Source organism: Nocardioides sp. (genome assembly GCF_036374615.1).
Classification (GTDB): Bacteria; Actinomycetota; Actinomycetes; order Propionibacteriales; family Nocardioidaceae; genus Nocardioides.
The window spans coordinates 21,893-34,182 of the sequence record NZ_DASUTK010000236.1 but is presented as its reverse complement, the minus strand read 5'-3'; the positions used below and the strand labels follow the sequence as shown (position 1 = coordinate 34,182).

General features: G+C 69.6%; 16 protein-coding genes. 11 read left to right on the top strand and 5 right to left on the bottom strand.

What is annotated here, in order from left to right; all coding sequences use genetic code 11:
- Positions 1-321 (top strand): hypothetical protein (locus VFZ39_RS18740; RefSeq protein ID WP_330867323.1); only part of this gene is annotated, 321 nt, incomplete at its 5' end.
- 38 nt (positions 322-359) lie between these two features.
- Here the strand turns inward: VFZ39_RS18740 and VFZ39_RS18735 are convergent.
- Both VFZ39_RS18735 and VFZ39_RS18730 read right to left on the bottom strand, forming a co-directional pair.
- The gene (locus VFZ39_RS18735; protein WP_330867322.1) at positions 360-890 is read right to left on the bottom strand and encodes a Clp protease N-terminal domain-containing protein; all 531 of its coding nucleotides are present in this window, start codon (positions 888-890) and stop codon (positions 360-362) included.
- Complete coding sequence (locus VFZ39_RS18730; protein WP_330867321.1) at positions 890-1,099, bottom strand: RNA polymerase subunit sigma-70; 210 nt, start codon at positions 1,097-1,099, stop codon at positions 890-892. The genes VFZ39_RS18735 and VFZ39_RS18730 overlap by 1 nt, the downstream gene beginning before the upstream one ends.
- Positions 1,100-1,283: 184 nt before the next feature.
- Here VFZ39_RS18730 and VFZ39_RS18725 point away from each other — a divergent pair, with 184 nt between their 5' ends.
- The 7 genes from VFZ39_RS18725 to VFZ39_RS18695 all read left to right on the top strand — a co-directional run bounded on the left by VFZ39_RS18725 (position 1,284) and on the right by VFZ39_RS18695 (position 6,974).
- A complete protein-coding gene (locus tag VFZ39_RS18725; RefSeq protein WP_330867320.1) occupies positions 1,284-2,273 on the top strand; it encodes an ABC transporter substrate-binding protein in 990 nt (329 codons plus the stop codon).
- Position 2,274: 1 nt separating this feature from the next.
- A complete protein-coding gene (locus VFZ39_RS18720; RefSeq protein ID WP_330867319.1) occupies positions 2,275-3,099 on the top strand; it encodes an ABC transporter ATP-binding protein in 825 nt (274 codons plus the stop codon).
- A complete protein-coding gene (locus VFZ39_RS18715; RefSeq protein WP_330867318.1) occupies positions 3,092-3,940 on the top strand; it encodes an ABC transporter permease in 849 nt (282 codons plus the stop codon). Before VFZ39_RS18720 ends, VFZ39_RS18715 begins: the two co-directional genes overlap by 8 nt.
- Positions 3,941-3,985: 45 nt before the next feature.
- A complete protein-coding gene (locus VFZ39_RS18710) occupies positions 3,986-5,329 on the top strand; it encodes an LLM class flavin-dependent oxidoreductase (RefSeq protein ID WP_330867317.1) in 1,344 nt (447 codons plus the stop codon).
- On the top strand, positions 5,326-5,835 hold the full coding sequence (locus VFZ39_RS18705) for an NAD(P)H-dependent oxidoreductase (RefSeq protein ID WP_330867316.1): 510 nt from the start codon (positions 5,326-5,328) through the stop codon (positions 5,833-5,835). The genes VFZ39_RS18710 and VFZ39_RS18705 overlap by 4 nt, the downstream gene beginning before the upstream one ends.
- Positions 5,832-6,341, top strand: coding sequence for a flavin reductase family protein (locus VFZ39_RS18700; protein ID WP_330867315.1), 510 nt, complete (start codon positions 5,832-5,834; stop codon positions 6,339-6,341). The genes VFZ39_RS18705 and VFZ39_RS18700 overlap by 4 nt, the downstream gene beginning before the upstream one ends.
- A 150-nt stretch (positions 6,342-6,491) precedes the next feature.
- Positions 6,492-6,974, top strand: coding sequence for a cupin domain-containing protein (locus VFZ39_RS18695; RefSeq protein WP_330867314.1), 483 nt, complete (start codon positions 6,492-6,494; stop codon positions 6,972-6,974).
- Between the two features lie 34 nt (positions 6,975-7,008).
- Here the strand turns inward: VFZ39_RS18695 and VFZ39_RS18690 are convergent, their stop codons facing one another.
- Positions 7,009-8,457 carry a PLP-dependent aminotransferase family protein gene (locus VFZ39_RS18690; protein ID WP_330867313.1) on the bottom strand — a complete coding sequence of 483 codons (1,449 nt, stop codon included), beginning with the start codon at positions 8,455-8,457 and terminating at the stop codon, positions 7,009-7,011.
- A gap of 126 nt (positions 8,458-8,583) precedes the next feature.
- On the opposite strand from VFZ39_RS18690, the gene VFZ39_RS18685 reads away from it, so the two are divergent.
- Positions 8,584-9,441, top strand: coding sequence for an EamA family transporter (locus VFZ39_RS18685; RefSeq protein ID WP_330867312.1), 858 nt, complete (start codon positions 8,584-8,586; stop codon positions 9,439-9,441).
- Positions 9,442-9,578: 137 nt separating this feature from the next.
- Positions 9,579-10,415 (top strand): MBL fold metallo-hydrolase, encoded by an 837-nt coding sequence (locus VFZ39_RS18680; RefSeq protein WP_330867311.1) that lies wholly within the window; start codon positions 9,579-9,581, stop codon positions 10,413-10,415.
- A 63-nt stretch (positions 10,416-10,478) separates the two neighbouring features.
- Here the strand turns inward: VFZ39_RS18680 and VFZ39_RS18675 are convergent, their stop codons facing one another.
- The gene (locus VFZ39_RS18675) at positions 10,479-10,772 is read right to left on the bottom strand and encodes a GlsB/YeaQ/YmgE family stress response membrane protein (protein WP_330867310.1); all 294 of its coding nucleotides are present in this window, start codon (positions 10,770-10,772) and stop codon (positions 10,479-10,481) included.
- Between the two features lie 594 nt (positions 10,773-11,366).
- Between VFZ39_RS18675 and VFZ39_RS18670 the strand changes: the two genes are divergently transcribed.
- On the top strand, positions 11,367-11,789 hold the full coding sequence (locus tag VFZ39_RS18670) for a nuclear transport factor 2 family protein (RefSeq protein ID WP_330867309.1): 423 nt from the start codon (positions 11,367-11,369) through the stop codon (positions 11,787-11,789).
- On the opposite strand, the gene VFZ39_RS18665 is transcribed toward VFZ39_RS18670, so the two are convergent.
- On the bottom strand, positions 11,786-12,220 hold the full coding sequence (locus VFZ39_RS18665; RefSeq protein WP_330867308.1) for a hypothetical protein: 435 nt from the start codon (positions 12,218-12,220) through the stop codon (positions 11,786-11,788). The genes VFZ39_RS18670 and VFZ39_RS18665 overlap by 4 nt on opposite strands.
- Positions 12,221-12,290: the final 70 nt, after the last annotated feature.

Genomic DNA, 12,290 nt, shown 5'->3' with positions numbered 1-12,290 from the left:
ATGGTGGCGTTGGGCTTCGGCAAGTTCGCGCGCGCGGACCGCATCTACGCCTTGGAGCGCATCACCGGAGAAGAACGCGGCGATGGCCGACGCACTCGAGTCTGGATCGACGGCGTCGCCGATCCGTTGATCGCGTCGAGGACGGAGATCACGATCCTTCGCGACATGGGCCAGGAGTCGGCTGCCGCTGCACCCGAGCTCGACGAGGCCATGGACCTCGCCGCGCGCCTGGCGGCCGCGGCTGAGGAGGGTCGGGTGGATCTGAGCGATCTGGGACGTCGAGCGCGACGCCTTCTCGCCACGACAACGTCAGCCTCATAGGGCGTAGCACCTCCGACACCAGTCTCCGATCTCTGGCGTCAGGCAGCCTTCGGCTGTTCCTCCAGGGCAGTACGGAACGCATCGGTGTCCACGCCGGTGTGCTCGAGGAGGGCCCGACCGGGACTCTTGGCCCGCAGGATGCCGAGCATGAGGTGGCTGCCGCCGAGCCTCTTGTGCTTCAACCGGATCGCCTCGCGTAACGCCAGCTCGAGTGCCTTCTTGGCATCGGTCGTGAACGGGATGTGTCCAGCCGACTTCCGACCGGCCCGCTCAAGTGCGTCAGGGCCGAAGACGGCGTCCGCCTGGCGACGTACGGCGTCCAGGTCGATGCCGATGCCCGCGAGCGCATCGGCGTCGATGCCGCCGGCGCGCACGTCGGCTCGGGCTTGCGCGAGCACTGCCTCGACGTCGACCTCGATCGCCCGGAGCGCATGCAGCGCCGGGCCGGGGCGCTCGAGCAGGGCGACCAGAAGGTGCCTGGTGTCGATGCTGCGGGCGCCTGCCTCGCGAGCGACGTCCTGCGCGCCGACGACTGCTGCGCGTGCCTCCTTGGTGAACCGTTCGAACATCAGGTACTCCTGCCGTGCTTCTTGTGAACCGCCTGCCTCGTGACGCCCAACGCGTCAGCCACTTCCTGCCAGGACCAGCCGAGCTCGCGCGCTCGTGACACCTGCAGCGTCTCGAGGCGGTCAGCGAGCTCCCGCAGCGACCGGACTGCCCTGAGTCCGGTGCCGGGGTCGTCACCGGCAGCCGAGTCGATCAGCGCTCTCTGGGCCATGCTGTCAACCGTAGTTGACAGGAGGCGTCGTGTCAACCTGAGTTGACGCAGGGGGCGACCCGCCCACCACGCGACCCTCCGGACCAATCCTCGCTTCAATCTGTATTATCTCGATCGACATTAGACAGATTGATGAAGGGACAGCCTTGTGAGCCACTCGAGATCTCGGCGCCTCACCGGCGCGATGGCAGCAACCCTGCTCGTCGCCGGGGGTGTCAGTGCGTGCAACGCCAGCAGCGGGGCGGAGGGAGAGACCAAGACGATCCGGTACCAGAGCTACACCGGGATGGTCGACCCTGCCGAGCTGGCCGATGCCCTCGGCTACTTCGACGGAACCGGCATCCAGCTGGACAGGATCGGCGACGTCCAGGGCGGACCCGAGAGCCTGCGGGCAGCGGCGACCAACCAGGTGGACTACGGCGCCGCGTTCAACGGGGCGATCGCCAAGCTCGCCTCGACCGGAGCGCCAATCAAGGCCGTTGTCGCCTACTACGGCACCGAGGGGGACGTCAGCGGCTCGCTCCTGGTCAAGAAGGGTTCGCAGCTGGACGAGGCGTCGGACTTCGTCGGCAAGAAGATCGCCGTCAACACCCTGGGCGCCAACAACGAGGCAGTGCTCGACACGTACTTCGTCGAGGAAGGTCTGACTCAGGATGAGATCGACCAGATCACACTGGTTCCGCTCCCGAGCATCAACACCGAGGCAGCCCTGCGCGAGGGACAGGTCGATGCGGGGTACCTGAGCAATGCGCTGAAGGAAGCCGCCCTCCAGCGCGGGGGTCTCACCGAGGTCGTCAACGACCTCGAGCTCATCGGGCCATACAACGGCGGCAGCTTCGCCATGACCGAGCGCTTCATCGCGCAGAATCCGACCACGACCCAGCAGTTCGTGGAGGCGGTCGCCAAGGCCGTGGACTACGCACAGAGCCACTCCGTCGACGAGGTCCGAGAGGTGATGCAGGGCTATCTCGAGGAGCACGACCGGGGTGACTACGCCGCGGCACTCGACCTGTGGCGCGGCACCGGTGTCCCGTCGAAGGGCGGTGTCGTCCGCGACGAGGACTTCACGCTCTGGCTCGAGTGGCTCGAGGCGGAGGGCGAGGTCGAGGCCGGCTCGATCGAGCCGTCGGAGCTCTACACCAACGAGTACAACCCGTTCGCGAAGGAGGACTGACATGACGAGCAAGATCCAGCTCCGCGACGTACGCCAGGTGTTCCGTGTCCGCGGCCAGGGCGACCGGGCCGCACACGACTTCGTCGCCCTCGACCGGCTCGACCTCGACGTCAAGCAGGGCGAGATCCTGACCATCGTCGGCCCCAGCGGCTGCGGCAAGTCGACGGTCCTCGACCTCGTCTGCGGGCTCACGACGCCCACCGCCGGGTCCGTCGACATCGGTGGGAAGCGGGTCACGGGTCCCGGCCTCGACCGGGGTGTGGTGTTCCAGCAGTACACCCTGCTCCCGTGGCGTACGGCGCTCGGCAACATCGATTTCGCGCTCGAGGCCGTGGGCGGCCGCAAGAAGGCCGAGCGCAAGCAGCTCGCGCGGCAGTACCTCGAGCTGGTCGGCCTCACCGAGTTCGCCGACCGCTACCCACACGAGCTCTCGGGCGGCATGAAGCAGCGGGTCGCGATCGCCAGGAGCCTGTCGTACCAACCGCAGGTGCTGCTGATGGACGAGCCGTTCGGCGCGCTCGACGCGCAGACCCGCGAGCGGCTCCAGGAGGAGCTGCTCCAGATCTGGAGGCGGACCGGCACGACGATCGTCTTCATCACCCACGACATCGAGGAGGCCGTGTTCCTCGGCCAGCGGGTCGCGGTCATGAGCACCCGGCCGGGCCGGATCGTGGAGACCATCAACGTCGTCCTCGACCGGACGACGGACGAGTCCGACGTACGCTCCTCCGCCCAGTTCGCCAAGTACCGCCATCAGATCTGGGAGCACCTGCGGCAGCCAGTGCTCAGCACCGCGGCTCAGGAGGAGGTGCATCGCGTTGCCTAGCCTCCTCGCAGAACGCACCGAGCAGGAGCTCAACCCCCGCCAGGCCGCCCAGGCTGGCGGCCGTCGGGTCGGCACTGAGCGGGCCGGCCGGGCACGCGCGGCGCGCTGGACCCGCGGCATCATCGGCATCGTCGCGCTCGCCGTCGTGTGGCAGCTCGCGCCGACGTACGGGCTCGTCGACCCCTACTTCGTCTCCCCCCTCTCCGACGTGGGCGTGGCGTGGTGGGAGATGCTGACCACCGGCAAGCTGTGGGAGCACCTCAGCGCGAGCCTGGTCCGATCGGCGGGCGGCTTCTTCCTGGCGGTCGCGGTCGCGATCCCGTTGGGTACGGCCATCGCTTGGTTCCCGCCGGTGCGCCAGCTGGTGTCCCCGGTCCTCGAGCTGTTCCGGAACACGGCGGCGCTCGCGCTGCTGCCGGTCTTCGTGCTGGTGCTCGGCATCGGCGAGACCTCGAAGGTCGCGATCGTCCTGTACGCCTGCTTCTTCCCGATCCTGCTCACCACCATCAGCGGGGTGGAGTCCGTGGACAAGCAGCTGCTGCGATCGGCCCGCGTGCTGGGGCTGTCGTCGGCGACGACGTTCCGCAAGGTCGTGTTCCCGGCCGCGCTGCCGACGATCTTCACCGGCATCCGGATCGCCGGCGCCGCCGCGATCCTGGTGCTGATCGCCGCCGAGATGATCGGCGCCACCGCGGGGTTGGGCTACCTCATCAACTACTCCCAGTACAACTTCCTGATCCCGCAGATGTACGCCGCGATCCTCACCACCACTGCACTCGGGCTGGCCGTCAACTACGGGCTGGTCGCGCTCGAGCGGCGCTTCTCACGCTGGCGCGCCTGAGTCCCCCAACCGACACATCCACTGAGAGCACAAGGAGATACGCGCATGTCCCGACAGCTCACCCTCAACGCCTTCCTCATGAGCACCGGCCACCACGAGGCATCGTGGCGGCTCCCCGAGAGCGACCCGGGTGCCGCCCGCAAGGTCGAGCACTTCCAGAACCTCGCCAAGATCGCCGAGCGCGGCGCGATGGACTCGGTGTTCTTCGCCGACAGCCCCTCGCTGTTCAACAACCCCGCGCGCCGGCCACCGACCACGTTGGAGCCGACACTGCTGCTCGCCGCCATGGCATCGGTGACCGAGCGGATCGGCCTGATCGCCACCGCGTCCACGACGTACGAGGAGCCCTACAACCTCGCCCGTCGGTTCGCGTCGCTCGATGCGATCAGCAACGGCCGCGCCGGGTGGAACGTCGTCACCACGGCGGCCCTCGACGCCGGTGCCAACTTCGGCTACACGGAGAACCCGACCCACGCCGAGCGCTACGCCCGCGCCGACGAGTTCGTCGAGGTCGTGCTCGGACTCTGGGACGGGTGGGACGACGACGCGGAGGTCGGCGACAAGGCCTCGGGCGTCCACACCGACCCCGCCAAGATCCGTAGCCTCGAGCACCACGGCCAGCACTTCTCCGTCCGCGGCCCTCTCACGGTCGGCCGCAGCGAGCAGGGCCGACCCGTGATCGTGCAGGCCGGCTCGTCCGGCCCCGGGATCGCGCTCGCGGCGGCGTACGCCGAGGCGGTCTTCACCGCGCAGCGGACCCTCGAGGAGGGCCAGAAGTTCTACCGGGAGCTTAAGCAGGCGACCACGGAGTACGGGCGCAACCCAGACCACGTCAAGGTGCTGCCCGGCATCGTGCCGATCATCGGTGGCACCGAGGAGGAGGCGCTCGCCAAGGAGCGGGAGCTCGACGACCTGCTCGTGCACACGCACGCGCTGCAGCAGCTCGCGAGCGACATCGGCGTTCCCGCCGACCAGATCGACCTCGACGCGCCGCTCCCCACGGACATCCGGCCGGCCGAGAAGATCGAGGGGAACCGGACGCGGTACGAGCTCACCGTCGAGCTCGCCCGCCGTGACAACCTCACGGTCCGCCAGATCCTCGCCAAGCTCGCCGGCGGGCGCGGCCACCGCACCTTGGCCGGTACGCCGGAGCAGATCGCGGACTCGATGCACACCTGGTTCGTGAACGGTGCGGCCGACGGGTTCAACGTGATGCCGGCGGCGATGCCGTCCGGCCTCGAGGACTTCGTCGACCACGTCATTCCGGTTCTCAGGAAGCGCGGGTTGTTCCGCTACGACTACGACGGCTCGACGCTGCGCGAGCACTACGGCCTGCCGGTGCCGGGGCGGCAGGGACGGCACGCTGAGGCGCTCGGAGCCGCCTCGTGACCGCGCGGATCGCCGTTGTCGTCGGCAACCCCAAGCCCGCGTCGCGCACGCTGGCGGCGGCTCAGCTGGTGGCGCGGGGGCTGGCCGGGCGCGAGCCGGACCTGGTCCTGGACCTGGCCACGCTGGGACCGGCACTGCTGGACTGGGAGGACGCGTCCGTGACGTCCTGGGTGTCCGACGTCGGCGCGACGGACGTCGTGGTGGTGGCGAGCCCGACGTACAAGGGCACGTACACGGGCCTGCTGAAGCTGTTCCTCGACCGCTTCCCGCCCGGTGGGCTGCGCGGCGTCGTCGTGCCTCTCATGCTCGGTGCGGGGCTGGGCCACGCGCTGGCGCCGGAGCTGTCGCTGCGGCCGGTGCTGACCGAGCTCGGGGCCACCACGGTGCGCGGGCACTACCAGCTCGACAGCCTGTACGACGACCCCGATGCGTACGGCTCGTGGCTGCGCGAGATACGCCCGCTCATCGACGCGCTGACTCACGAGGCGCTGGGTGTGGTCGCATGACCCAGCCCCCGCTGACGACCAACCAGGACCTCGACTCGGCGCGGTTGCGGGAGGCGTTCGGCGTCTTTCCCAGCGGGGTGGTGGCGGTCGCCGCCATCGTGGACGGCGCTCCGATCGGCTTGGCCGCGAGCTCGTTCACCTCGGTCAGCCTCGAACCACCCCTGGTGTCCTTCTCCATCGCGGCGACGTCCAAGACCTGGCCGACGCTGCGCCGCTGTGACCACGTGGGGGTGACCATCCTCCGCGAGGACCACGGCGAGGTGTGCCGGCAGCTCGCCGGCCCGGTCGACCACCGGTTCGACGGGCTGACCTGCTCGGTCACGGGCCAGGGAGCGCTCACGCTCGACGACGGGGTGGCGCAGTTCGACTGCACGATCCACGAGGAGGTGCAGGCCGGAGACCACGTGATCGTGCTGCTCCAGCTGCACGCCGTCGCGCACGCCGAGGCGTCGATGCCGCTGATCTTCCACCGCAGTGGGTTCGGGAGGTTGTCGGCGTCAGCCTGACCGTGAGTGCCTGAGCTGCGTGGCCGCGTGGGACGTAGGGGGATGTCCCGCGCGGTCACGCGTATGTCCGTGACATCCGGGCCGACGTCGTGACACGTTCGTGAGAGGTGGTCGGCATCGGGGCCGACCGCCTCGACCGAAGGGAATCTCATGAATGCCGCCGCTCCCGGGCTGATCGTGCACCCCGGCGAAGGCCGAGCCACCTGGCACCTCGACGCACTGTGGACGTGGAAGATCCCGGCTGCCGCGACCGGTGGCGCCCTGTCGGTGGCCGAGCAGCTGCTCCCCCGCGGCTCCGCGCCGCCGCTCCACCGACACACCCGCGAGGACGAGGCGTGGATCGTCCTCGACGGCGAGGTGTCCTTCTTCGTGGACGGCCAGGAGCACCTCACCGGTGCAGGCACCTACATCTTCGGCCCGCGCGAACGGGCCCACACCTACGTGGTCCGCTCAGAGACCGCCCGGATGGTGATCCTGCTGCTACCGGGTGCGTGCGAGGAATTCTTTCTCTCCACCGGGCACGCGGCCGCCTCCCGCACATTGCCCCCACCGAGCCAGCCGGACATGGAGGCCCTGATGGCGGGGATGGCTCGGTTCGGCATCGAGATGGTCGGACCGCCGCCGGAGCTGTGAGCCGGCATGTGCACACACGTCTGTCGGAGCCGGCTCAGCCCGCTCTCGCCGCGACCAGCTCGCCCAGGACGCCGATGCCCTCTCGGATCTGGCGAGTGGTCACGTTCCCGAACCCGATGACCAGGGCGGGCGGAAGGACGTCGCGCGGAGCCTCGTCGTCGGGTGTGACCCGGTAGTCGCTGAGTCCTCGTACGGCGACTCCTGCGGCGCCGGCGTGCCTGACGACCCGCTCCTCGTCCACCCCGGCCGGGAGCCGGAGCAGGGCGTGGTGTCCGGCGTCGAGCCCGGTGATGGTGGCCCCTGCCATGGTCTCTGCCACGGCCGCCACGAGGGCGTCGCGGCGCTGGCGGTAGCGGTCCCTGACCTTGCGGAGGTGCCGGTCGAAACGGCCGGTTTCGATCAGCCGTGCCAGCGCCGCCTGGTCGAGCTGGGGGACGCCGCGGCACGAGAGGGACTTCTCGGTCAGGATGCCGGCGCGGAATCGCGGCGGTGTGAAGATCCAGCCGATGCGGAGGGCAGGCGCCAGGGTCTTGCTGACCGATCCCAGTGCCACGACGCGGTCCGGCGCCAGGCCCTGGAGCGAACCGACCGGTTGCCGGTCGTAGCGGAACTCGGCGTCGTAGTCGTCCTCGAGGATCACTCCGTCGACCTCGTGGGCCCACTGCACCAGCTCGTGGCGACGGGTCGGACTCAGCACCGCCCCGGTCGGGCACTGGTGGGCGGGCGTCAGCAGCACGGCGCGAGCGCCGCTGGCACGCAGGTGGTCGACCCGGACCCCTTCAGCGTCGACGGGGATGGCCGACACTCGCAGGCCGGCACGGCGCGCGATGTGGTCGTGGTCCCGGGGACCCGGGTCCTCCAGCCCGATCCGCTCGATGCCGTGCGCTTGGAGGGCGCCGAGGACGAACGTCAGTCCCTGTCGGAATCCGCCCACCACGATCGTGTCCGCGGGGTCGGCGTGTCCGGCCCGCACCCGCCGGTGGTAGCCGGCGAGCACCGTGCGGAGCTGCAGGTCTCCCTCGGCGGTGCCGTCACCGAGATCGGCGATCGGCATCGCCTTGATGGCGTCGCCCAGCGCCCACAGCCAGTCACGGGTCGGAAACGCACGCAGGTCCGGTACGCCGTAGCCGAAGTCGATGTGCGGCACCGCTTCCGGGTCCGGCCGTGGTGCGTTCGCGGCCGCAGTCGGGCCGGTGTCGCCGTCAAGAGCGAGCCCTTCGGCGACCCGGGTGCCCGACCCGACGGCCGAGACGACGTACCCCTCCGCCAGCAGCTGCTCGTACGACGAGACCACCAGGCCACGCGAGACACCCAGCTGGTCCGCGAGCTGGCGGGTCGACGGCAGTCGCTCGCCGGAACGCAGCCTCCCCGTCCGGATCGCGGTCCGTAGCGCCTCCTGGACCTGGTGCCCCAGCGGCACGTCGGCGGACCGGTCCACCGCCAGCGCGAGCTCCGGCACCACCCCGGAGAAGTCGACGGTCATGCGGCAACGCTAACCCGACTGAACGCGAATGGACCACTCCAAGGCACTTCGAATGGACCTTCGCAATGGACCGATCCGGTACGAGGCTGAGGACATCGACCACGAACCACTCCGGAGGGGATGGACATGAGCATCGGGATCACACTGGCGCTGCTCGCGGCGATCGGCTACGGAACAGCAGACTTCGTCGGCGGCACCGGGGCTCGTCGAGCACCCACCATGTCCATCGTCTTCATCGGCCAGCTGACCGGCGCCACGGCGATGCTGATCGTCGGCGTCGCCTCGCCTGGCGCACCGACCCTGGCCCACCTCGCATGGGCGCTCCTCGCGGGACTCGGCAGCGCGACCGGAAGCATCTTCCTGCTCCGAGGACTGTCCCGCGGGCGGATGGCAGTGGTCGCGCCCACCTCGGCGGTCGGTGCCGCTGTCCTGCCGGTCCTGGCCGGGCTCGCCAGCGGCGAGCGTCCCGTCACCCTGGTCTGGATCGGGCTCGTCCTCGCGCTGCCGGGGATCTGGCTGGTCTCGCGCCAGGTCCCGGACGGCGCCGAGGCCGTCAGCACCGCATCGGCCGCAGACCGCGGCGCCTTCGTCGACGGCCTGCTGGGCGGCCTCGGGTTCGGCGTGCTCTTCGTGGCTCTCGGCCAGATCCCCGAGTCGGCGGGCACCGTGCCGCTCGCCCTCAACCAGCTGGCTGGCGCCCTCGTCACCGTCGCCGTCGCGACGGCGCTGCGCCAGACCTGGCAGCCCAGCAGAGGTGCCGCCGGCTGGGGAATCGCGTCGGGACTGCTCGGTGTGTCCGGCACCCTCGCCTTCGTCGAGGCCAGCCACCTCGCTGACCTCGGCGTGGTCGCCGTGCTCGCCTCGCTCTACCCCGCCGTCACGGTGCTGCTGGCCCGGACCCTGCTCAGCGAGCGCCTCGCCGCCGGTCAGCGCCTCGGCCTGGTCTTCTGCTCGGCGGCCGTCGGGCTGATCGCCGCCGGCTGACCAAGCCTCATGTCACACCACCCACCAGAAGGAGAACCTGTGATGAACACCGACCCCTCGCCCACGGCCCAGGCGGCCCGCGCCACGGACTACGGTCACGCCAAGCCGTTGCCGATCTCCAGCGGAAGGAGCCAACCGTGCTGACCAAGGTCGCGGAAGGTGTACTGGTCCACCAGAGCGAGCTGCTCCAGAACAACACCGTCGTCGTGCAGGGCCGGGCCGGCGCGTTGCTCATCGACCCCGGGATCACTAGCGGCGAGATGACCTGCCTCGCGAACGACCTGCGTGAGCTGGGGCAGCCCGTCGCGGCAGGTTTCGCCACGCATCCTGACTGGGATCACGTGCTCTGGCACGCCGAGCTCGGCGAGGCACCGCGGTACGGGACGGCCCGTTGCGCGGATGCCATGCGGGCCGCTCGATCCGATGCGGACTGGAAAGCCCACGCCGCCGCCGGGCTGCCGCCGGAGATCGCCGATCAGGTTCCGCTGGACCTGTTCGGCCTGATCACGGATCTCCCCCGCGGCACGACGCACATTCCATGGGACGGCCCTCGCGTCAGGATCATCGAGCATCCGGCGCACTCCCCGGGCCATGCGGCACTGCTGGTCGAGGATTCCCGGGTGCTCGCCGCAGGCGACATGCTGTCTGATGTCTTCATCCCGATGCTCGACGACTTCGACAGCACCGACGACCCGATCGGGGACTACCTCACGGGGCTGCATCTGCTCGAGGATGTGGCGGACGACGTCGCCGTCGTCGTCCCCGGCCACGGGTCGGTCGGCGGGGAAGATCAGGTACGGGCACGGATCGAGCTGGACCGCGCGTACCTGTATGCGCTGCGTGACGGCCGTGCTCCTGATGACCCGCGGATCGGCCCCGCGGCCAAGCCTGGCTGGGAGTGGGTCAGCGACATCCACACAGGACAAGCCCAGAGCCTCGCGGACCGACGCCGTGGCGACGCGGCGCCCGGGTAGCGACGCACTCATGGCACGAGCCCCGACCGGTCGACGGTCGGGGCTCGTGCCGTGCGCGCTGGGTCACGTCAGCTTCGACTTGACCTTCGATCGCTTGGACGTGTTCCGGCCGGTGACGGTCGAGGCGATCACGACCAGGACGGCCGCAACGAGGATCGAGACGATCCAACGCACCCAGTCGACACCTGAGGTGACGTCGCCGCCGAACGCGTCGTAGACGAACCAGCCGATGAGGACTCCGCCGATACCGCACAGGATCGTGAGCCAGATCGGGATGTTGTCCTTGTCTCCTGGAGCCACGAACTTTCCGAGCAGGCCGATGATGATGCCTGCGATGATGACACCGAGGATTTCCACGGTAGGTCCCTCCCTTGCTGAGCATGGTCGCGGTCGCGACCGCCATGAGCAGTACCCGACGGGACCTCGCGCAAACCTCTCAGGGCCTCGACCAGGGCGGGTGCGGTCAGTCTGCTGGCCTGAAGTAGAGAACTCCCACGTCTCCGAAGGGCTCGACCCGCACCGTGCCGACGTCGGTGCTCGCGCTCCAGTGGTCTCCCGCAGCTCGTTGCAGGCCAGGATCGGATCACCGTCGGGCGGTCGCTCGTCAGGTAGCCACGTCGAACCGTCCTCCGAGCTCCACGACACCAGGCTCTCGGGCCAGTGCTGCCAGGCGCGTGCGTACGCCTTCTGCAGGACGTCTTGCGCCATGTCGGGGTCTCCCGTCATGGCCGTGAGCTGGCGCAGCAGGTCGGCACAGGTGGCGAGGTAGAACTCGTCGAATGTAGCGACGTCGGCCATGGGAACCCCCTCTCGCCCAGGAACGCGCTGACCCCCTCCATGGTCCCCGGGAATCCGCACGTCCGACACCGAGTTTTCGGGTCGCGCCTGGCACCTCGCCGCGCAACCCTCCGGTGTGCGACGCTGGCACGGGCGTGGTCTGAGGAGTAGATGATGTTGGCTGACGAGGACCTGGTGCGCGCTTTGCACCGTCACTGGGAGTACTCCGGCAAGGACGAGGACGTCGCGCACGAGATCTACCACAACGACGCGGTACTGGAGTTCCCGCAGTCCGGGGAGCGGTTCGAAGGGGTGGAGAACTTCCGGGAGTGGCGGCGGCAGTATCCCGCCGAGGTGTCGTTCCACCTGCGCCGCATCTCCCACCGCGAGGACCTGGTCGTGACCGAGTACCTCATCAGCTACGACGGTGCCCCGTGGATGTTCACGGTCAGCATCATGGAGTTCCGGGGCGAACGTGTGGCCCGGGAGCGGATCTACATCATGGACGGCTGGGAGCCCGCGGACTGGCGCGCTCCCTGGCGATCAGAGCGCACCGCGGATCCGCCGTTCCCAACACCAGGAGCGCCGGGTTCCTAGTCGAGCCACCACTTCATCAGCGCAGTCCCGAACGGCGTGACGAGCCACACGAGCGTGCTCGACGCCACGACCGCCGCGACCAGCGAGGTTCCCCGCAGCCGCCAGGGTGCGGCGCGATCGCGGTGCAACCAGAGCAGCGCCCACGCCAGTACACCCAGCTCCACGCCGGGACCCACCAGCACCGTCACGATCCCGCCCAACCGGAACACGATCCCGCCGAGCGCGGTGTCGAGCGGCCACAGGTCCTTCGGGTGGTGGTCACCGGCGGCAACCTCCTCGAGCGGGAACGCATCGAGGTGGTTGACGTAGTAGGGCAGCAGGAGGAAGACGCCGTACGCCGCCGCGCAGCCCAGCGCCACCACCAAGGGGTACCAGCCCCCCTGGCGCCGGGACGCCATGGCGATCGAGGGTCGCGTAGCACTGTCGGCCACCCAGCCATGGTGCGCCAGGCAGGGTGGTTCGCGCCGGGGTTTCGGAAAGTTGGCTGAGACAGGTCTGCGC

Bases quoted from the DNA above. Each gene is read 5' to 3' on its own strand.
- VFZ39_RS18670 (WP_330867309.1), top strand. From the start codon at position 11,367: ATGTTGGCTGACGAGGACCTGGTGCGCGCTTTGCACCGTCACTGGGAG.
- VFZ39_RS18720 (WP_330867319.1), top strand. From the start codon at position 2,275: ATGACGAGCAAGATCCAGCTCCGCGACGTACGCCAGGTGTTCCGTGTC.
- VFZ39_RS18690 (WP_330867313.1), bottom strand. From the start codon at position 8,457: ATGACCGTCGACTTCTCCGGGGTGGTGCCGGAGCTCGCGCTGGCGGTG.
- VFZ39_RS18725 (WP_330867320.1), top strand. From the start codon at position 1,284: ATGGCAGCAACCCTGCTCGTCGCCGGGGGTGTCAGTGCGTGCAACGCC.
- VFZ39_RS18735 (WP_330867322.1), bottom strand. From the start codon at position 890: ATGTTCGAACGGTTCACCAAGGAGGCACGCGCAGCAGTCGTCGGCGCG.
- VFZ39_RS18700 (WP_330867315.1), top strand. From the start codon at position 5,832: ATGACCCAGCCCCCGCTGACGACCAACCAGGACCTCGACTCGGCGCGG.
- VFZ39_RS18685 (WP_330867312.1), top strand. From the start codon at position 8,584: ATGAGCATCGGGATCACACTGGCGCTGCTCGCGGCGATCGGCTACGGA.
- VFZ39_RS18730 (WP_330867321.1), bottom strand. From the start codon at position 1,099: ATGGCCCAGAGAGCGCTGATCGACTCGGCTGCCGGTGACGACCCCGGC.
- VFZ39_RS18695 (WP_330867314.1), top strand. From the start codon at position 6,492: ATGAATGCCGCCGCTCCCGGGCTGATCGTGCACCCCGGCGAAGGCCGA.
- VFZ39_RS18710 (WP_330867317.1), top strand. From the start codon at position 3,986: ATGTCCCGACAGCTCACCCTCAACGCCTTCCTCATGAGCACCGGCCAC.